Here is a 20,018-nt window from a genome sequence, read left to right as displayed (position 1 = left end):
CACCCAGGCCGCAATCGATGCCTGTGACCGTGGACTGATCTGAGCGCATACACCAGCGACAGCGCCGCAGCGACGAACGACGCCCGCGGCAACGGATCGTGGAATCCCTTGCCGCGGGCGTCGATTCAGTTCAGCGGTAGCGCCGGATCACCAACCGCGCTCGGCCAGTCGGTGGTCGACCGGCAGCTCCTCGACATTGATGCCGACCATCGCCTCGCCCAGACCGCGCGAGACCTTCGCCAGCACATCCGGGTCGTCGTAGAAGGTGGTGGCCTTGACGATGGCGGCGGCGCGCTCGGCCGGGTTGCCGGACTTGAAGATGCCCGAGCCGACGAATACGCCCTCGGCGCCGAGCTGCATCATCATCGCGGCGTCGGCGGGGGTGGCGATGCCACCCGCGGTGAACAGCACGACCGGCAGCTTGCCGGTCTGCGCGACCTCGCGCACCAGCTCGTACGGCGCCTGCAGTTCCTTCGCGGCGACGAACAGCTCATCCTCGGGCAGCGACGACAGCCTGCGGATCTCGGCGCGGATCTTGCGCATGTGGGTGGTGGCGTTGGAGACGTCGCCGGTGCCCGCCTCGCCCTTCGAGCGGATCATGGCCGCACCCTCGGTGATCCGGCGCAGCGCCTCACCCAGGTTGGTGGCACCGCAGACGAACGGCACGGTGAAGTTCCACTTGTCGATGTGGTTGGCGTAGTCGGCGGGGGTCAGCACCTCGGACTCGTCGATGTAGTCGACACCGAGGCTCTGCAGAATCTGGGCCTCCACGAAGTGGCCGATGCGGGCCTTGGCCATGACCGGGATGGAGACGGCGGAGATGATGCCGTCGATCATGTCCGGATCGCTCATCCGGGAGACGCCGCCCTGAGCGCGAATATCGGCCGGAACACGCTCCAGCGCCATCACCGCCACCGCACCGGCGTCCTCGGCGATCTTGGCCTGCTCGGGGGTGACGACATCCATGATCACCCCGCCCTTGAGCATCTCGGCCATCCCGCGCTTCACGCGGGCGGTGCCGATGGTGTTGGTGGTCTCGGGCGTGGTCACGGCAAACTCCTGAGTCATGTGCGCCAATCGGGTCGCTTGGAACTAACGACAACGATTCTAGGCAAGCCGATCAGGCCACTTGATAGCCAGTTGCGCAGCACTGGCCTTGCCCCGACCAGCGGGTCTGCACACCGCCCGCAGCCACTGGACCGATCGGGCGGTGCTCGGAAGGGGCATCTGCGGCGCGAACACGGAGCCGCCGCAAATCGGATCCGCCGGGTCGACGCACAGTTCGGCCGCCCCGACGAACACCGGATTTTCGTGCTAGAGCGGGCCGATCACCAACAGCTGTGCCCAGTACTCCGCGGCAGCGGGACCGAGCAACGGCAACAGGAAATCGAACAACAGGTAGGACATGTACTGCATACCTCCACGCACCAACGGACATCTCACTGCAGTGGAATCACCACCGGATTCCGAGCAGCACTTTCCCGTAAGCACTACCCAGGCGGCATCAATCCAGTCGCGACGCTATCACGATCGTGAAACACATCACAGGTGAAAGATGCGGCCGCGCAGGTGGATCGCCACCGCCCTCAGCGGATGGAGCGGACCTCGGGATCGGAGTCACCGGATGCGGCCGCCGCGGCCTCGGGGAGCAGTTGATCCAGGTGGTAGGGGTAGACGGTTTCACCGGTGTGGTCCAGCCCGACGATATCGGCACCGGTGCACCACTTATTGGCGGTGATGCTGCGGCGCTCGACTGCGGTCAAATTGCCCGGCTTCGGATCGTAGGCCGATACGCGCAGCGCGAAGAACAGTTCCTCGGCGCGGATGAGTTCGCCGTCGAAGGGGAATACCGCGACCCGTCGCCAGATCGGCCCGCGCAGATTCGCCGGATCGGCGGTGTATCCGGTCTCCTCCCACAGTTCCCGCACCGCGGCGCTGCGCAGGGTCTCCCCCGGTTCGACGCCGCCGCCGATGGTGAACCAGAAGGAGACGTCGGGGGTCTTGGGATCGTTGCCGCGCATCAGCAGCACCCGATCCTGTTCGTCGAGCAGCACCACGCGTGCGGAGGTGCGGACGGTGTCGACAGCCAGACCCGTCGCGGCGGCCGGAGTGGCGCGCTCACTGATCTCGAAGTAGGTCGGCAGTGGCGCGGTACCGCCGAGGTGCAGGATGCGCACCGGACGACGGGTGCGCAGGGCGAGGGTGTCACGAACGGCATCATTGTGAAAGCGACGCGCGATCAGGACGCGGGCCTCGGCGTCGGCCAGTTCGGCCACCTGCTGCGGACGCAACAGGGCGATATCGACCGCCGAAAGCGCTGCGGAGAGTTGGTTTTCCACGGTCTCACGATCGGCGCGTCCCGCCCGCTCCGCGCGATCCGCGAGCGCGGCAAGGCGCTTCGACTGCTCGGACAGCGCCGACTCAGCGGTCGGCCCCGCGATCACTACGGCGATCGACCTGGCTACCACCGCCCGCCGGGCCAGCGCCGAGTCCAATGCCTGCCATGACTGGTCCGAGCGCACGTGCAGCCGGTCGAGCCGGTTGGCGGTCGAGGCCGCCCATAGACCGATCGCGATGATCACCGCCGCGATCAGCGCGAGAACGAGAACCGTCGTCGCGGAGAAAGTAATCATCTCGGAGCCCTTACCCTGAGGTCATTTGCCGCAAGCGGCGGTATTCATCCGGCGGCCCGGACCCGCGTGTCGCCGATAGTTACCGTCTCGTACACCCGCAGGATCTGTTCGGCGACCACCGGCCAGTCGTATTCGCCGACCACCTGATCGGCGGTGCGGACCAGGGCCTCACGGCGAACGTCATCGGTGAGCAGAGTGTCGATCGCAGTGGCGAGACGATCCGAATTGCCCACCGGCACAAGCATTCCCGCGGTGCCGTCGCGCAGCACCCGACGGAAGGCGTCCAATTCGCTCGCCACCACGGCGGTTCCGGCGGCCATCGCCTCGATCAGGATGATGCCGAAGCTCTCACCGCCGAGATTGGGCGCGACGTAGACATCCGCGCTGCGCATGGCCGAGGCCTTGTCCTCGTCGGAAACCTGGCCGAGGAAGCGCAGATGCCGGGCGAGCGGCCCGGCCTCGCGGCGCAGCCGGTCCTCGTCACCACGGCCGACGATCAGGATCTCGATATCCGGATGCTTGCGCACCAATGCGGGCAGCGCGCCGAGCAGCACGTCCATGCCCTTGCGCGGTTCGTCGTAGCGGCCGAGGAACAGTACGGTTCCGCCTGCTCGCGGATAGCCGGGCAGCATCGGGGCCCGGGCGAAGGCGGGCACATCGACGCCATTGGGAATCTCCACCGCATCCGAGCCCAAGGCCTCCACCTGCCAGCGCCGCGCCAGCTCGGAGACGGCGATGCGGCCGCTGATCTTCTCGTGATAGGGCCGCAGTACACCCTGAAAGGTACTGAGCACCAGTGATTTGGTGGTCGAGGTGTGGAAGGTGGCCACGATCGGCCCCTCGGCGATCTTCAGCGCGAGCATGGACAGGCTCGGCGCGTTCGGTTCGTGGATATGCAGCACGTCGAAGTCGTTGCCATCGATCCAGCGACGAATCCTGGTGTAGGCCATGGGGCCGAAAGACAGCCGGGCAACCGAACCGTTGTACGGAATCGCCACCGCGCGACCGGCCGACACCACGAAATCCGGCAGCGGCGTGTCCTCCGACGCGGGCGCGAGCACGCTCACCTTGTGGCCGCGCTCGATGAACACCCGCGCCAATTCCACGACATGGGCCTGCACTCCGCCGGGGACATCGAATGAATAGGGGCAGACCATGCCGATTTTCATGGTGTCGTCTCCCCTGTGCCGCTATCGATCCCGGCCTGCGCCGCGGCGATCCTGGCGCGCCGCTGCGCCGAAAGGTCCTGCTCCCATTGTGGCTGCAACATGTGCCAATCGGCGGGATGCTCGGCGATATTGGCCGCGAACCGATCGGCCAATGCCTGGGTGGCCGCGGCGACACCGCCCGAAACATCCAGCGGCGCTTCGGTCTTCATCCCCCAGCCCTCACGGCCGTCGGCGTCGACGGTGAACCAGACGTGCACCGGGATCAGCGCGGCGCCGGTCTCGATGGCCAGCTTCGCCGCGCCAGCGGGCAGCCAGGTGCGCTCGCCGTACATGGTCACCGGAACCCCCTTTCCGGTCAGGTCCCGCTCCCCCATCAGGCAGACGACCTTGTTCTCGCGCAGGCGCGCGGCTAGCACCGGGAACGGCGGCTGCTCACCGCCGGTCAGCGGGAATACCTCGAAGCCGAGGCTCTCGCGGTAGGCGACGAAGCGCTCGAACAGCGACTCCGGCTTCAGCCGTTCCGCGACGGTCGCGAGCCCGCCGTGGTTGGCGACCAGCCAGACACCGGCGGCATCCCAGTTTCCGGAGTGCGGTAGTGCCAGGACGGCGCCACGCCCCTGCGCAAGCGCCGCTTCCAGGTTCTCCACCCCGTCCACGGGCGAATTGGTCAGCGCCGCATGGTCCATCGTCGGCAGTCGGAATGCCTCACGCCAATAGCGGGCGTAGGAGCGCATACTCGCGCGAATGAGGTCGTCGGGCACTTCTGCGGGGGTCACGCGCAGCACGCGGGCGAGATTGCGCCGCAACTGGTTCGGTGCGCCACCGGCGCGGAATGCGCGATTCGCCTTGTCCGCGGCTCGGTTGCCACCCCAATCGAATGCCCGCCTGGCCGTCGATTCGGGCAGGGTACGCACGACGCGCCAACCCGCCGCGTAGGCCCAGTCGGTCATTCGGGCGGTGATCCGAGATCCGAGGCCGCCGTGCGCATCCGTGCGCTCGCCGAGTCGATGACCGGGCTCGCCAACGGACCGCGTGGACTCCCCCGGCGAATCGAGCTGGGAACTCACGAGGGCAACTCCGTCGCGTCCGCGGGGTTCTGCGGTTGTGCGGGCGGGATCACATCCCGCGCGCCCGGCGAGTTCCGGACCGCCAGCACCCGCTGGAATACCGTGACGATGCTGAGCACCGCCAGAATCCACATCGCCACATGCACGGCCCAGGTCAGCCAGCCGATCCCCCAATAGCCGCCGATACCGGTGAGTCCGGCGCCGACCAATACGATGATCAGCCGATCCGGCCGTTCGATCAGCCCACCGTCGGCGGAGAGTCCACTCGCCTCGGCACGCGCCTTCGCATACGAAATTACCTGGGAGGTGACCAGAACCACCAGGGTCGCGAAGAACAGCGGCTTACTGTTCTCGTGATACACCGCCCACCAGGCCAGCCCGGCGAAGATCGCGCCGTCGGCGACCCGATCGCAGGTGGCATCCAGTACCGCTCCATATTTCGTGCCGCCGCCGCGCGCTCTGGCCATCGCGCCGTCGAGCATGTCGAACATGACGAACAGCCAGATCACTATGGTTCCCCAGAACAGATGTCCGGTCGGGAACAGGGTGACCGCGGCCGTGATCGAGGCGACGGTGCCGATCACCGTCACCGCATCCGGGGTGAGTCCGGTACGGACAAGCGCTCTGCCCAGCGGCGCAGTCGCTTTGGAGAACGTCTCGCGGCCGAAGAAGCTGAGCACCCTACTCGACTTCCTTCCACGCCGCCGAGAGCAGCGCCCGAGTTTCCCGCAGCAACTGCGGCATCACCTTTACTCCGCCGACGACGGTAATGAAATTGGCGTCCCCACCCCAGCGCGGCACGATGTGCTGATGCAGATGGTCGGCAAGTGAACCACCGGCCACCGCACCGAGATTCAGCCCGACATTGAATCCGTGCGGCCGCGATACCCGCTTCATCACCCGGATCGCCTGCTGGGTGAAGGCCATCAGCTCGGCGCTTTCCTCCAGCGTGAGGTCCTCGAGGTTGGCCACCTTGCGGTAGGGCACCACCATCATGTGCCCGGGATTGTATGGATAGAGATTGAGCACGGCGTAGACGTGCTCGCCGCGCGCGATGACCAGACCGTCCTCATCCGACATCTTCGGGATATCGGTGAACGGATGGCCCGTCGCATCTTTCGGACTGGCGGCCTCGGCGATATAGGACATCCGGTACGGAGTCCACAACCGCTGCAACCGATCCGGCTGACCGGCCCCGGTATCCACGATGCTCCCCTGCTCGTCCGAGTCCGCGTTCACCTCCGCGAACCCGGGCGCGGTCCACTCACTCATGCGCCGCCCTTCACCACAAAACCCTCGGCGGTCGGCGAAGCGTTCTCCCGGTTCGCGATCCATTCGACAATGGTGGCCACTGCCGCCTCGACCGGCACACCGTTGACCTGGGTACCGTCGCGGAAGCGGAAGCTGACCGCACCCGCGTTCACATCGCGCTCACCGGCGAGCAGCATGAACGGGATCTTCTGGGCGGTGTTGTTGAAGATCTTCTTCTGCATCCGGTCGTCGCTGCGGTCCACCTGTGCCCGGATGCCGGCGTCCCGCAGCTGTTCGATCACCGAATCCAGGTGCGGCGCAAAGGCTTCCGCGACCGGAATGCCGACAACCTGAACCGGCGAGAGCCAGGCGGGGAAGGCACCGGCGTAGTGCTCGGTGAGCACACCGAAGAAGCGTTCGATCGAACCGAACAGCGCGCGGTGGATCATGACCGGCCGCTGCTTGGTGCCGTCGGAGGCGGTGTATTCCAGGTTGAAGCGCTCGGGCAGGTTGAAGTCGAGCTGGATGGTCGACATCTGCCAGGTGCGGCCCAGCGCGTCCTTGGTCTGCACGGAGATCTTCGGGCCGTAGAACGCGGCGCCGCCCGGATCCGGCACCAGCTCGAGCCCGGAGGCCTCGGCCACCTCGGCGAGGGTTGCGGTGGCCTCGTCCCAGGTCTCCTCCGAGCCGACGAACTTCTTCGGGTCCTTGGTGGACAGCTCGAGGTAGAAGTCGTCGAGGCCGTAGTCGGCGAGCAGGCCGAGCACGAACTGCAGTGTGCTGGTCAGCTCGGCGTGCATCTGCTCCTTGGTGCAGTAGATGTGCGCGTCGTCCTGGGTCATGCCGCGCACCCGAGTCAGGCCGTGCACGACGCCGGACTTCTCGTAGCGGTAGACCGAGCCGAATTCGAACATCCGCAGCGGCAGCTCCCGGTACGACCGGCCGCGGGACCGGAAGATCAGGTTGTGCATCGGGCAGTTCATCGGCTTGACGTAGTAGTCCTGGCCGGGCTTGCGGACGGTGCCGTCCGCATTGAGTTCGGCGTCCAGGTGCATGGCCGGGAACATGCCGTCCCGGTACCAATCGAGGTGACCCGAGACCTCGAACAGGTGGCCCTTGGTGATGTGCGGGGTATTGACGAACTCGTAGCCCGCGTCCACATGGCGGCGGCGCGAGTACTCTTCGAGCTCCTTGCGGATGATGCCGCCCTTGGGGTGGAACACCGGAAGACCGGAGCCGAGTTCGTCAGGGAAGCTGAACAGGTCCAGTTCCAGGCCGAGCTTGCGGTGGTCGCGGCGCTCTGCCTCCTCGAGCAGGTGCAGATGCTCTTCGAGGGCCTCCTGCGACTCCCAGGCGGTGCCGTAGATGCGCTGCAGATCCTCGCGGTTCTGGTCACCGCGCCAGTAGGCCGCGGAGCTGCGGGTGAGCTTGAACGCGGGAATGAACTTGGTGGTCGGAATGTGCGGGCCGCGGCACAGATCGCCCCAGACCTTCACACCGGTGCGCGGATCCAGGTTGTCGTAGATGGTCAGCTCTTTGCCGCCGACCTCCATGACCTCCGGATCGTCGATGCCCGACTTATCGCTGATCAGCTCGAGTTTGAACGGCTCCTTGGCCAGTTCGACGCGCGCGTCCTCGACCTCGACGACGCGGCGTGAAAAGCGCTGCGCGCCTTTGACGATCTTCTTCATCCGAGATTCCAGCTTGGCCAGATCCTCGGGCGTGAACGGCCGCTCCACCTGGAAGTCGTAGTAGAAGCCGTCCTTGATGGGCGGGCCGATGCCGAGTTTGGCCTCCGGGAACTCCTGCTGTACGGCCTGGGCCAGCACATGCGCGGCCGAATGCCGGATCACGCTGCGGCCGTCCTCGGTATTCGCGGCGACTGCCTCGACCTCGACATCGGTCTCCGGGGTCCAGGACAAATCCTTCAGTCCCTCGGCATCGCGCACGACGACGATGGTGTCGGGCCCCTTGGTCGGCAGCCCCGCCTCGCGCACCGCGGCACCCGCCGTCGTCCCTGCGGGCACCCGGACGAGGGCGACAGGGCTGATAGGTGCTGAGGTGGTCACGGCGGGAGACTCCTTGGCGTTCCTGGCGGGCGGGTTCCCGCGCTGGTGCGGGCGGTTGCCCACGGGTCATCGTCGGAGGCGAATTTGCTCCGGCGCGACCATGCTATCGGCACCCGAGCGGCGCCGCGTCGATGGACCGGGCTCGCCGCGTCGCGAATCGGCCGGTCCGGATCCGCGAGACCCGAACGTGACATTCGCCGACCGGTTCGATGCGGCACTCCCGCCATCCGGACGCGAACCGGAGGGCCAGCGCGATCAGCTCTCGGCGGCGAGCTCGGTGAGCAGCGCCGTGCGTTCGGCAGCGGGCCTTTTCGGGCAGCTGGTGCACATCTCGCAGCCGGGCACCTCGAAGACCAGACAGCAGGAGATGCGGCGCACGAAGCTGCGCCCGCCGATCTCGACGAACCGTGGCACCGGCAGCTTGCCCCCCACCTCACTGGCAAGCTGGGTCCCCGCGTCTGGATTCCCCGCATCGAGCGCGCGATTGCCGATCGCGTCGGCGGCAATCGCCCACAGCGACGGCACACCCGCGCCGGATACCGCCGCGACCGGCCCGATCACCGCGGCCAGGGTCTCCCGCAGCGCATTCGCACACGTACGGTTCAGGGCGGCGGCGTCCGCCGCGCACTGCGGCCCGGCAACCACGGCCGGTGAGCCGTGCGGCACGTCCGTGGAATCCGGTTCAGCCGGCTCGGCCTCGAATTCAGCGGCGGGCAGGATGTGCACTCGCTCTATGCCGCCATCGGGACGGACTTCACAGTCCAACCGGTCCAATACCGGCTCCGGTGCGCCCGTCCCGGTCGCGTATGCGCGTGCGAGCTGTTCGACCAGGGCAGAAGCCACCATGCACCACCACAGCGTGCCCGAGACGCGCGGTTCGGTGGTGCCCCATGAGCGGCCCATTTCCGTGATCCGCGCGGACAGCCACTCCGGCTCGGTCAGATTCCGCCCGGGAACCGAATTCACCACGTCAGGGGACTGTGCAACCACTGCGATTCGACTCCGATCCAGCCGCCGAGCAATACGAATGTTCCCAAGACCCATAGTGTCGCGATGACCAGCGCGCAGGTGGCGACGGCCGCGAACACCCGCATGGCCGGGCCCCGTGCGGAGTACCACGCCATACCCAGCCGGTACTTGTCGCGCAGCCAGCCGAGTGCCCGGCGTGCCCAGGCGAATTCGGTGGCGAGAATGCCAAGTCCGGCGAATACGATCGCCCAGCCGGGGCCGGGATAGGGAATCGCCACGATTCCGATGACCAGCACCGCGATGCCAACCACCGCGACCCCGATCCGGTAGGCGAGGTTCAGCGTAGGTCGCCCGGCCAGTCGGGCACGGAAGGCGCGCCATCCGGCGTGCTCGGTCGATCCGGATTCCAGCTCAATACTCATCGCCACCAGCGTACGAGCGGGCCGACGGAACCTCCGCCCGGTACGGCGCGCGACGCGGGCCCCGCTGGTCCCGACCGGCCCCGTAACGGATCCGATCGGCGACCCGACTGGACCCGCCCGAAAAGATCGGGCGGGTCCGATGTCATCCACTCAGACGAGTTCCGGCGTGCTGCGCGCGCCGGTGTCGTCGATATGGGCGAGCCCGTCAACGGTGACCTCGATGACGCGCGCGCTGGCGATATCGAAGAAGAGCCCCGATACCGTCACACCGCGCTCGGCAATGGCCGCGCGCACCGCGGGATGGCGGTGCAGGGTTTCCAACTGCACGGCCACATTGACCATGCTCAGCTGGTCGACCTCGCCGAATCCGGCAGCCGCCGCCGAGCGCGCCACCGGATGTCCGAGCCGGAACCGCTCCAGACTCGGGTGGGCATGGGCGAGCCAGGGGCCGATTTCCGGACCGGTATCGGTCTCGGTGTGCAGTGCCTTCATCGCGCCGCAGGACGAATGCCCGCACACCACGATGGACCGCACATTCAACTCATTGAGCGCGAAGACGAGCGCGGCCTGGACCGACGCGTCGCCGCTGACCGGCACCAGATTGCCCACATTGCGGACGGTGAACATGTCACCGGGCCCGCTATTGGTGATGACATTGGGCACCACCCGGGAGTCCGCGCACGTCAGGAAGAAGGTGTCGGGATCCTGGCGGTCCCGCAGTTCGTCCAGGTGCGGACGCACGACATGGGCGTGGCTGCGGTTGTAGGCGGCAACACCCGAGGTGACCCGGTCGGCATTCGCATCGTCGCCGCGCCACGGGCCGAAGATCTCGTCGAGCACCGCGCGCCCGAAGCCGCGGGCGGGCGGGCCCGCGGTCGCGTGCGCCATCCGCGCGCTGCCGATTTCGACGAAATCGACTGTGCCGCCGCCGCTTTCCTGCTGGCGGACCCATTCCTCGATGGCCTCGAAGGCGGCGTGGTCGAGGAAGTCGACGGTCATCTCGACGGTGACATCCACACCCGCAGGCACTTTCGCGAACTCCGTGGACAGTTTCGGCAGCGCCAGGAAGGTGCAGGAACCGTCGATGGTCAGCAGCCAGCGTTGCGAACCGGGAATCTGCTCGGCCGCCACGGCAACCCGCACCACGCGCCACAAAAGCAGCCCGAAGGCCAGTGCCAGACCGATGATCACGCCTTCCAGCAGATTCAGGAAGACCACACCGACCACGGTAACCGCGTAGATGAACAGATCGCCGGTGCGCTTGGCCAACTTGATGTGGGCCAGCTTGACCAGCTGGATACCGATGACGATCAGCAGACCGGCGAGCGCGGACTTCGGAATCTGCTGCACCAGCCCGGCCAGCGCGACCGAGAACAGCAGAATCCAGCAGCCGTGCAGCACCGCCGAAGCGCGGCTGCGCGCACCGGCCTGCACATTGGTGGCGCTGCGCACGATCACGCCGGTGACCGGCAGACCGCCGAGCAGACCGGAGAGCACATTCGCCGAGCCCTGGCCGATCAGCTCCCGGTCGAAATTGGTGCGCTTCCCGGTGTGCATCTTGTCCACGGCAACCGCCGACAACAGGCTTTCGACGCTGGCGATGAGCGCGATGGTCAGGATCATCAACGCCACGGCGGACCAGTCACCACTGGGGAGCTGCGGCAATCCGATGGCGTCGAACAGCGAGCCGTTCAATACGATTCGCTCGGCCTCGAACGGCAACACAAGCGACAACACCGTGCCGACCAAAACCGCGACCAGCGGGCCCGGCATGACCTGTAACTTGGCGGGCATCCGGCGCCAGCCGAGCATGATCGCGATGACCACCACGCCGATGATCGCGTCATCGCCGTGCAGCGACAACAGCTGCGACGGCAATTGGGTGACGTTGGTCCAGGCAGAACTGTGCGATGACCCACCCAGTAGTACGTGAATCTGTTGCAGCGCAATGGTTATGCCGATGCCGGCGAGCATCGCGTGCACCACGACCGGTGTGACGGCCAATGCGGCCCGCGCAATCCGGCTGAGCCCGAACAGAATTTGCAACACACCGGCCGCGACGACAATGAAAGTAGTTATCCGCCAACCGAATTGGTTGATGGACTCGGCGACAACAACGGTCAGACCGGCCGCCGGTCCGCTGACCTGCAGCACCGAGCCACCTAGTAGGCCAGCGACGACGCCACCGATGACGGCGGCGATGAGTCCGGCGGCAACAGGTGCGCCGGAGGCGACCGCGATGCCGAGGGACAGCGGCAACGCGACCAGGAAGACCACGATCGAGGCGGGCAGATCGTGGCGCAGGATCGATGTCAGACGATCCGACAGCGATTCGGAACTGCGATGCCCCTTGCCCAGCTCGGTGGGCGGTATCGGCGGCGCGGCTACGGCACTATCAATAGCCATTGACTTCTCCTTCGCCGACTCGGCGCGAACGCCGAGGTCGGTTGACGATCAACATGTCCAGCAGGGCATAGACCGCGAACCGGCATCTCGCGGTGGAGCAGTTCCCGACACGGCAATGGGTCGAGATGTAAATCGAATCAAGGTTATTAGTAAAGACTTAGCAAAGCCTGAGAAATTGCCGGAAAGTGCCCCAATCCATACCGCCGGATCAGCGTGATGTGAGTCATAGTCGTGCCGAGTTCGCTTGCCGGGCAGAATCATTCGGCCCGGCTCGACGGCGCACCCGGCGTTAGACGGGCTCCGCGGCAATACCGCGCACATCGGCCAACTCGTCCAGGGCAGCGACGCTCACCTCATCGTCGAATTCGGCGATACCGTCCATGGTCACCTCGATCACCCGGGCGGTTGCGAGATCGAAGAACAGTCCGGATACCGCGACACCGCGATCCTCGATCCCGCGCCGCACCGCGGGATGGGCGTGCAGGCGCTCCAGTTGCAGCGCCACATTCACCATGCCGAGCTGGTCGACCGGCCCGAATCCGGCGAATGCCGCGGCATCGGCGACCGGATGGCCGAGCCGGAACCGGTCCAGGCTTGGGCGCGCGTAGGCGAGCCAATCGCCGAGTCCCGGCCCGGTACGGACCTCGCGATGCAGTGCGTCCATCGCCCCGCAACCGGAGTGTCCGCAGACCACCACCGCCCGCACGTCCAGCTTCTCCAGCGCGTAGATCAGCGCGGCCTCCACCGAGACATCGCTGCCTCCGACCGGGACCAGGTTGCCCACATTGCGGACGGTGAACAGATCCCCCGGCCCGCTATTGGTGATGACATTCGGCACGATGCGGGCATCGGCGCAGGTCAGGAAGAACGTGTCGGCGTCGGGTCGATTGCGCAACCCGTGCAGATGCGGACGCATCAGATGGGCGTGACCGCGGTGATAGGCGGCGATACCCGCGGCAATCCGATCCGCCGAATTGCCCGTGCGCCGCCACGGCCCGATGACCTCGTCGAGAACCTGCCGCGAGCGCCCACGCTCCGGCGGTCCCGCCACGGCGGTCGCCATCCGCGCGCTGCCGATCTCGACGAAATCTACAGTGCCGCCGGCGGCTTCGCGTTGACCGGCCCAGTCGGTGATCAGCTCATAGGAGGCGTGGTCGAGGAAGTCGACGGTCATCTCGATGGTCACATCCACGCCGGAGGGGACCTTGGTGAGCTCCGAGGTCAGCTTGGGCAGCGCCAGGAAGGTGCAGGTGCCGTCGATGGTGACCACCCAGCGCCGCGCACTGGCCACCGGTTCGGCAGTGATCGTCACCCGCACCACGCGCCACAGCAGCAGGGCGAAGGCCAGTACCAGCCCGATCACCATGCCTTCCAGCAGGTTCAGGAATACGACGCCGAGCACCGTTGCCACATAAACGAACAGGTCGCCGGTGCGCCGGGCCAATCGGATATGGGCCAGTTTCACCAACTGCACGCCGATCAGAATGAGCAGCCCGGCCAGCGCCGCCTTGGGAATCTGCTGCACCAGTCCGGCCAGCGCGACCGCGAAGAACAGGATCCACACGCCGTGCAGCACCGTCGCGGCCCTGCCCTGCGCGCCCGCGTGGGCATTGGTAATGCTGCGGACGATGACGGCCGCGATCGGCAGGCCGCCGAGCAGGCCCGACACCACATTCGCCGATCCCTGCCCGATCAGTTCGCGATCGAAATTGGTTCGATTGCCGGGTCGCGCTTTATCCACCGCCACCGCCGAGAGCAGGGTCTCCACACTGGCGATGAGCGCGATCGTCACCATGGTCATCGCGACGGCGAGCCAACTGCCGGACGGGATCTCGGGCAGACCGATGGAGTCGGCCAGCGATCCGCTCAGCACAATGCGCTCGACATGGGTCGGTAGCACCAGCGACAGAATCGTGGCGACCACCACCGCGACGAGCGGCCCCGGCACCAGCCGGATCGGGCGCGGAACAAACTTCCAGGCGATCAGGATGACGATCACCACCATGCCGACGAACAGATCACCGCGATGTACCGACATCAACTGGTGTGGCAGCTGGGTAAGGCTGGCGAATGACGAGCTGAGCGAATTGCCACCGAGCAGGATATGGACCTGTTGCAGCGCGATGATGACGCCGATACCGGCGAGCATCGCGTGAACCACCACCGGCGCGATGGCGAGCGCGCCGCGGGCAATGCGGCTGAGCCCGAACAGAATCTGTAGTAGACCCGCACCAACGGTGATGAAACAGGTAGCGGCCCAGCCGAATTGGTGCACGCTCTCGGCGACGACGACGGTTAGGCTAGCTGTCGGCCCGCTGACCTGCACTGCCGAACCACCTAGTAGTCCGGCGACGACACCGCCGACGACGGCGGCAATGAGGCCAGCGGCTACCGGGGCGCCGGAGGCGACCGCGATACCTAGCGAAAGTGGTAGTGCGACAAGGAAAACCACGACCGAGGCGGGGACATCATGGCGGCCGACGGCGGCGAGACTTGCTGGAAGACTTGCGCGAAGCGGCGACGTCCGTGGTGCGGAATCGGTGTCGGTGGACATTATTCTCCTTCGCCGAAACGGCGTGGAGCCGATCGGTTCTTCGGTCGAACATGTACTGGCATCGAAAACGAGCGGCGGGCGAAGCTGGTGGAGCGAGAACGCTGAGCGCCTCATGCGCCCGCGTAGAGCGACTTCGTCGAGCAATGACCTGGTGTTGTGAAGGTCAGGCGCAATAGTAAAGACTTAGCAAAGCGTATGGAAAGCTATATTGTGCTAGTGGGACGAACCGCTACCAAACTGTGACCCAAGTCACAGTTTATCAAGTAGTTCCCAGCCCCGAGGCCGGTCACAGAGTCAGCCGATGACGGCGACGCAGTGAACGACAGCGCGAACGCCGGGCGACGCAGTGAACGACAGCGCGAACGCCGGGCGACGCACCCAGATCACCGCGTCAGCCCGCGCTCCAACAGCGCCCAAGCCTGTTGCGCCATTTGCCGTTTCGACCGCCCGTCGGTCTTCAGCAGAATCGCAGCCAGCATCGCCACGGCCATGAATACGTCCGCCGCCGTGACGTCCGCGCGCAATGAACCGCGCTGGGCCGGATCCTCCAGTTTGCCCGCGACGAGACTCATCAGACGCGCGGCCACCTCGCCGACGCGCGGATCGTCGGTTCCGGAGGGATTGATGATCGCCACGAATGCGGGCGAGTTGGTGATCTGCTCGACAATGACCGCCAGGACATCGTCGACGGTGGTCGACGGTATGACCCGCCCCTCGACAGCGGCTGGTCGGCGGGCTGAGCCGCCGCACCCGGCGCCCGCCGCAGTTGGGCAGGGGCGCCGAGCACAACAATCAGTCGTAGGTGACGACGACCTTCTCCGCCGCCCCCGGCGTCAGGGTCAGCTCGAATGCCTTGTGCACGTCGGCGAACGGCACCCGGTGACTGATCAACCGCGCGAAACATTCGGCGTGCTCGACGATTTCGGGGGTGATTTCGAAGATCTCGGTCGGATATCCCTGGGAGGCAACGATGGTCATCTCGCTGCGCAGCATCGCGCCGATATCGATCGGCTCCGGCTTCTTGTGCACCGCGACCAGCACCAGCTTCGCACCCCACTTACCCCACCGCAGTGCGGTATTCACCACGACGGGAACACCGGCGGCATCGATATAGATATCGATGTTCGGCCGGGGCGCGCCGAGCGCATTGCGCCCGACGCCGTGCAGTTCGGTAAGCCGTATGGGCACATCCTCTTTCGAGGAATCGATAACTGCGTCCGCACCGACCGCCAATGCCGTCGCCAGCCACGATGCGATGGCGTCGGCGACGACAACATGCTCGACACCGCGCAGCTTCAGCCAGATCACCGCCCCGAGCCCGATCGGCCCGGCACCGAAAACGACCACCTTATCGGCCAGCTTCGCCGCGGACCGGTTGACGCAGTGCCGCGACACCGCCATCGGCTCGTTCAGCGCGGCAACCTCGTACGGCACCGAATCCGGTAGCACCGCAATGCTTTTGCCGACGACGGCATTCTCGATGAGCAGGTACTCGCTCATCCCACCGAGCGCGCCGCCACAGCCGATGATGCACGACGGCGCGCCCTGCGGGTTGACCACCACCTGATCGCCCACCCGCAGGCCGGTGACCTCCGCACCCAGCGCGACGATCTCGCCTGCGGGTTCGTGACCGAGCCGTACCGGCCGCATCGCATCCGAATTCAGTGCCTCAGCCTGCACCTGCACGCCGAGATTCTTCGGCATGCCGCCCATATTGATGAAGGCCACATCGGTACCGCAGATACCGCAGGCCCGGATCCGGACCAGCGCATCATTGGGTCCCGGCTCGGGACGATCGTTCGCGACGACCTCGACGGCACCGGGGCGCCTGCACCGACTGCATTGTGGCCATGGTGTGCATACTTTCCTGACAGATCCCCCGGGAGTTGGCGATCGGGTCTCAGACCCGGGAAGCGACCTTCGGCTCGTCGACGATCCGGTCCGCGACCGCCGCACGCCGGACGGGAATGGCCAGTGCGACCGCCGCGCCGAGCAGGGCCACGCCGCAGCCGATCAGCAGGCCGACGCGGAAACCGTTCTCGGTCGGAATGGCGTGGGTGCCCATGGTGACGGTCATTTGCGCCAGCACCGCACCGATCACCGCCGCCGCCACCGAGGTACCGACCGAGCGCATGAGCGTATTGAAGCTATTGGCCGCAGCGGTCTCCGAGACCGGCACCGCGCCCATGATCAGGGCGGGCATTGCGCCATAGGCGAATCCGACGCCGGTGCTGATCACCAGGGTCACCACCAGCAGACCCCACACAGAGCCCATGAGCGCCATCGAAATTCCGTAGCCGAGCGCGATGATGAGGCCACCCGTGACCAAGGTGACCTTGGGGCCGCGCGCCGCCGACAACTTCGCGCCGAGGGGTGAGACCACCATCATCGTCAGACCGGACGGCGCCATCCACAGACCCATCGCCATCATCGACTGGCCGAGACCGTAGCCGGTGGCCGCGGGCAGCTGCAGCAACTGCGGCACGAGCAATGCCTGCGCGTACATGGCCATCGCGATGACGACCGATGCGGCATTGGTCAGCAGCACCTGCGGACGCGCCGTCACGCGCAGATCGACGAGCGGATCCGAGCTGCGCAACTCCCACCAGCCCCAGATCGCGAGCACTACGACCGCAGCAGCGAGGAGTCCGAGGATGCTGCCGCTGGTCCAGCCCCACGTCGCGCCCTTCGATACCGCGAGCAGGAGGCAGACCAGTCCGGTGCCGAGCCCGATCGCGCCCAGTACGTCGAAGCGTCCCGCAGCGGCGGCGGGCGAAGTGTCCGGAATCAGCGCGAAGATCAAGGTGCCGACAACCGCGGCCAGCACGGCCGTGCCCCAGAACAGCACATGCCAATTGCTGTACTGGATAACGGCGGCCGACACCGGCAGACCGAGAGCCGCCCCGATCCCCAACGATGAACTGATCAAGGCGATGGCCGAACCGAGCCGCTCCGGCGGCAGTAGGTCCCGCAGCGCGCTGATACCGAGCGGCACGATACCGACGCCCATGCCCTGCAGGCCGCGGCCGATGATCATCGGCGCGAGCGAGGTCGCGGTCGCGCACACCGCCGAACCGATAACCAGCGGCACCGTCGAGGCCAGCAGGATGCGGCGCTTGCCGTACATATCGCCGAGCCGCCCGGCTACCGGTGTGGTCACCGCGCCGACGAGCAGGGTCACGGTGACCACCCAGGTGGCATTGGATGCCGTGGTGTCCAGCAGCTGCGGCAGCTGTCCGAGCAGTGGTACCACCAGCGTCTGCGTCAGTGACGCGACGATACCGGCGGTCGCCAACACCGCCAGGATGCCGCCCGGGCGGGCGGAGTCGGGCTTGTCCACGCGAATCTCCCTCGGATCTCGAATCGATTTGCACCATACAATCAATATGTATGATGCATGCTGATTGCATAGCACAAAGAGTATGTGTGATGCACATCTTCGGCGCAATTCCGGCCCGCACCTCCCGCAGCGCGGCGGATCAACGGAAGGACGGCATGGATAAGCCCGTACACCTGGTCGAATTCGAAACCATGCTGCTGAGCAGGTATCAGCTGAGCTCACGCCGCCGCGCGCACGGAATGCTCGAACGCAGCGCCTACGTGCTGCTGAGTCGGCTGGCGATCGACGGCCCACGATCCATCAGGCAGCTCAGCGACGCCCTGCACCTGGACGCGTCCACCCTCAGCCGCCAGATCGCCGCACTGCTGCGCGACCGACTGGTCGAACGCATTCCCGACCCCGACGGCGGTATGGCGCGCAAGTTCCGCACCACTGCGGAGGGCGAGCACCGACTCGAGGCCGAACGCGCTGCCATCATCAGCGGCCTCGAATGCGTCATGCACGACTGGACACCCCACGACGTGACCGCATTCGCCGACTACCTCCGGCGTTTCAACAGCAGCATCGAGCAGATCGATGGCCGCCCCTGGCCGCGGCCGATTACCAGCGGCCGGCTTCCGCATCGATGACGAGACGGTCAAGCTGATCGGAGCGGGGCTCGACCAAAGCGCACCGTCCGCACCCATCACCACCCGCCGATCAAGGCCAGCTGATCATGAAACTCTTCCGCACCGCGATCGGATACCTGCGCAGCGATGTATCCGGCACCCGCCAGGCCTGGGATGAGATCCAGATCCGCAGCCTGGCGGGACGCCTCGGCTACACCCTCGCCAAGACCGTGACCTGCAATGGCAGCATGGAGGACCCGATGGCCCGGCTCATCACGACGGTCCGCACAACGGCCGCCGATGCGGTCATCACACCCGATGTCGCCCACCTCGGCGGAACCGTCCCCGCAGCACTCGACCGAGCCGCCGCCGTGATCACGATTGCCCCGGACCCCGCATAAACCATCCGATAGCACCGAGCCGACATCCCCTTTACCGCGTTCGCACCCGCCATCGCGAAAGTGCGCGCCCGCCACCGAGATCACGTTGAACCGCGGCACCTCCGCAGCGCAGAGCTCGATGGTGTCGGCGATCAGCCGCAGCGAGGGTTCCGGCGGCAGACCTCCTCACTCACTTCCAGATCATCGGAGTCGTAGCTACCGGTCGGCATGGCACTGCTGTCCCTCGGCCGGACCGGGGCACGCCGGAATCGCCTTCAGCTCCCTATGACCGCAGACCTACCTCGCGACCTCGGCGGTCGCCGATCTCCAGGACGACGCGAACCAGCTGGCGGCCGCACGTGGCCCGGAGATCCCGGCCGCCGCCGTCGAAATCGTTCCCGCCCGGCAGATCAGCTCCCCGGCAACTGTTTCATCGACGCGAACATGCGGCGCCGGAGTCGACGACCTGTCCCACTACGGCGATGGCGACCAGCCCACCCCGGACCTGTTCCTCGACTGAGCGAAAGTCATTGCTGGACATGACCATTGATGCCAGCGGGGAATGCCAGGAAGGTAGCTTCAGGTCTGGCGAAGAACGGGGTACCGATGCAGGGTGAACCCGGCTGTGGCCGGGTAGGGCGAGCCTCCCCCGTCGATCAACGCTCGGAGGGTGCGGATCGAGGCCATGCGCGGCCCTCCAGTCGCTCGATATCGGCGTTGAAGCGGCGCAGGTAGGCCGCGAATCCGGCGACTTCCTCGGGGGTCCAGTCGGCGAGCACCACACCGAGGCCCTCGATATTGGCGGTGCGTTCCAGCTCGAGTCGGTGCCGCCCCTCGTCGGTAATGCGGAATTTTCGGGCCATGCCGCCCTCGGGGTCCGGGATGCGTTCGACGAGTCCGTCACTGAGCATGGCGTTCGTTTGGCGGTGCACGGTGGACGAGTCGAGGCCAAAGGCGTCGCTGAGTTGGCCGACCGACATCGGGCCCTCGACCGCGATACGGCTCAGCAGCACATAGGAGCTGTAGCGGTCGATATGGGCACCCTCGCGCCTGCGGGAGGTGCTCGGGTTCATCCGCCGTCCGAGCAGCATGGTCTCCAGCTCGATTTCATCGATTGGCTTGTCCATCCCGACCCTTCTCGCCGATGCGC

General features: G+C 66.4%; 16 protein-coding genes and 2 pseudogenes. 2 read left to right on the top strand and 16 right to left on the bottom strand.

Going from position 1 to position 20,018, the window contains the following annotated elements; genetic code table 11:
• Positions 1-147: 147 nt before the first annotated feature.
• The 14 genes and pseudogenes from pdxS to ACWEO2_RS09845 all read right to left on the bottom strand — a co-directional run bounded on the left by pdxS (position 148) and on the right by ACWEO2_RS09845 (position 17,880).
• Positions 148-1,050 carry a pyridoxal 5'-phosphate synthase lyase subunit PdxS gene (gene pdxS, locus ACWEO2_RS09910; RefSeq protein ID WP_355178285.1) on the bottom strand — a complete coding sequence of 301 codons (903 nt, stop codon included), beginning with the start codon at positions 1,048-1,050 and terminating at the stop codon, positions 148-150.
• A 536-nt stretch (positions 1,051-1,586) separates the two neighbouring features.
• Positions 1,587-2,630, bottom strand: coding sequence for an NUDIX hydrolase (locus tag ACWEO2_RS09905; protein ID WP_452405130.1), 1,044 nt, complete (start codon positions 2,628-2,630; stop codon positions 1,587-1,589).
• Positions 2,631-2,677: 47 nt separating this feature from the next.
• Positions 2,678-3,802 carry a glycosyltransferase family 4 protein gene (locus ACWEO2_RS09900; protein ID WP_452404958.1) on the bottom strand — a complete coding sequence of 375 codons (1,125 nt, stop codon included), beginning with the start codon at positions 3,800-3,802 and terminating at the stop codon, positions 2,678-2,680.
• Positions 3,799-4,764, bottom strand: coding sequence for a phosphatidylinositol mannoside acyltransferase (locus ACWEO2_RS09895; RefSeq protein WP_452405129.1), 966 nt, complete (start codon positions 4,762-4,764; stop codon positions 3,799-3,801). Before ACWEO2_RS09895 ends, ACWEO2_RS09900 begins: the two co-directional genes overlap by 4 nt.
• Positions 4,765-4,865: 101 nt before the next feature.
• The gene (gene pgsA / locus ACWEO2_RS09890) at positions 4,866-5,549 is read right to left on the bottom strand and encodes a phosphatidylinositol phosphate synthase (protein WP_452404957.1); all 684 of its coding nucleotides are present in this window, start codon (positions 5,547-5,549) and stop codon (positions 4,866-4,868) included.
• Position 5,550: 1 nt separating this feature from the next.
• On the bottom strand, positions 5,551-6,141 hold the full coding sequence (locus ACWEO2_RS09885) for an HIT family protein (RefSeq protein ID WP_354950673.1): 591 nt from the start codon (positions 6,139-6,141) through the stop codon (positions 5,551-5,553).
• Positions 6,138-8,189: a threonine--tRNA ligase gene (thrS, locus tag ACWEO2_RS09880; RefSeq protein WP_452404956.1), complete on the bottom strand. Its 2,052-nt coding sequence runs from the start codon at positions 8,187-8,189 to the stop codon at positions 6,138-6,140. The genes ACWEO2_RS09885 and thrS overlap by 4 nt, the downstream gene beginning before the upstream one ends.
• 255 nt (positions 8,190-8,444) lie before the next feature.
• On the bottom strand, positions 8,445-9,155 hold the full coding sequence (locus ACWEO2_RS09875; protein WP_452404955.1) for a (2Fe-2S)-binding protein: 711 nt from the start codon (positions 9,153-9,155) through the stop codon (positions 8,445-8,447).
• Positions 9,152-9,580 carry a TIGR02611 family protein gene (locus ACWEO2_RS09870; protein WP_452404954.1) on the bottom strand — a complete coding sequence of 143 codons (429 nt, stop codon included), beginning with the start codon at positions 9,578-9,580 and terminating at the stop codon, positions 9,152-9,154. The genes ACWEO2_RS09875 and ACWEO2_RS09870 overlap by 4 nt, the downstream gene beginning before the upstream one ends.
• Positions 9,581-9,730: 150 nt before the next feature.
• Positions 9,731-11,986 (bottom strand): solute carrier family 23 protein, encoded by a 2,256-nt coding sequence (locus ACWEO2_RS09865; protein WP_452404953.1) that lies wholly within the window; start codon positions 11,984-11,986, stop codon positions 9,731-9,733.
• A 289-nt stretch (positions 11,987-12,275) separates the two neighbouring features.
• The gene (locus ACWEO2_RS09860; protein WP_452404952.1) at positions 12,276-14,540 is read right to left on the bottom strand and encodes a SulP family inorganic anion transporter; all 2,265 of its coding nucleotides are present in this window, start codon (positions 14,538-14,540) and stop codon (positions 12,276-12,278) included.
• 383 nt (positions 14,541-14,923) lie between these two features.
• Positions 14,924-15,175, bottom strand: a complete 252-nt coding sequence (locus tag ACWEO2_RS09855; RefSeq protein WP_452404951.1) for a hypothetical protein — start codon at positions 15,173-15,175, stop codon at positions 14,924-14,926.
• A 157-nt stretch (positions 15,176-15,332) separates the two neighbouring features.
• Positions 15,333-16,364, bottom strand: a pseudogene (locus tag ACWEO2_RS09850) (zinc-dependent alcohol dehydrogenase); the annotation flags it as partial.
• Positions 16,365-16,440: 76 nt separating this feature from the next.
• Entirely contained in the window at positions 16,441-17,880 is a 1,440-nt protein-coding gene (locus ACWEO2_RS09845; protein WP_452404950.1) for an MFS transporter, read from the bottom strand.
• Positions 17,881-17,969: 89 nt separating this feature from the next.
• Between ACWEO2_RS09845 and ACWEO2_RS09840 the strand changes: the two genes are divergently transcribed.
• Together ACWEO2_RS09840 and ACWEO2_RS09835 are read left to right on the top strand one after the other, a co-directional pair.
• Positions 17,970-18,509: a MarR family winged helix-turn-helix transcriptional regulator gene (locus tag ACWEO2_RS09840; RefSeq protein WP_452404949.1), complete on the top strand. Its 540-nt coding sequence runs from the start codon at positions 17,970-17,972 to the stop codon at positions 18,507-18,509.
• 86 nt (positions 18,510-18,595) lie between these two features.
• Entirely contained in the window at positions 18,596-18,889 is a 294-nt protein-coding gene (locus ACWEO2_RS09835) for a hypothetical protein (protein WP_452404948.1), read from the top strand.
• Positions 18,890-18,909: 20 nt separating this feature from the next.
• On the opposite strand, the pseudogene ACWEO2_RS09830 reads toward ACWEO2_RS09835, so the two are convergent.
• Both ACWEO2_RS09830 and ACWEO2_RS09825 read right to left on the bottom strand, forming a co-directional pair.
• Positions 18,910-19,045: pseudogene (locus ACWEO2_RS09830) on the bottom strand (methylmalonyl-CoA mutase family protein); the annotation flags it as partial.
• Positions 19,046-19,524: 479 nt separating this feature from the next.
• Complete coding sequence (locus ACWEO2_RS09825; RefSeq protein ID WP_452404947.1) at positions 19,525-19,995, bottom strand: MarR family winged helix-turn-helix transcriptional regulator; 471 nt, start codon at positions 19,993-19,995, stop codon at positions 19,525-19,527.
• Between the last annotated feature and the right edge of the window lie 23 nt (positions 19,996-20,018).

It is taken from the genome of Nocardia sp. NPDC004278, from assembly GCF_053602975.1.
This window is presented reverse-complemented; position numbering and strand designations above follow the sequence as displayed.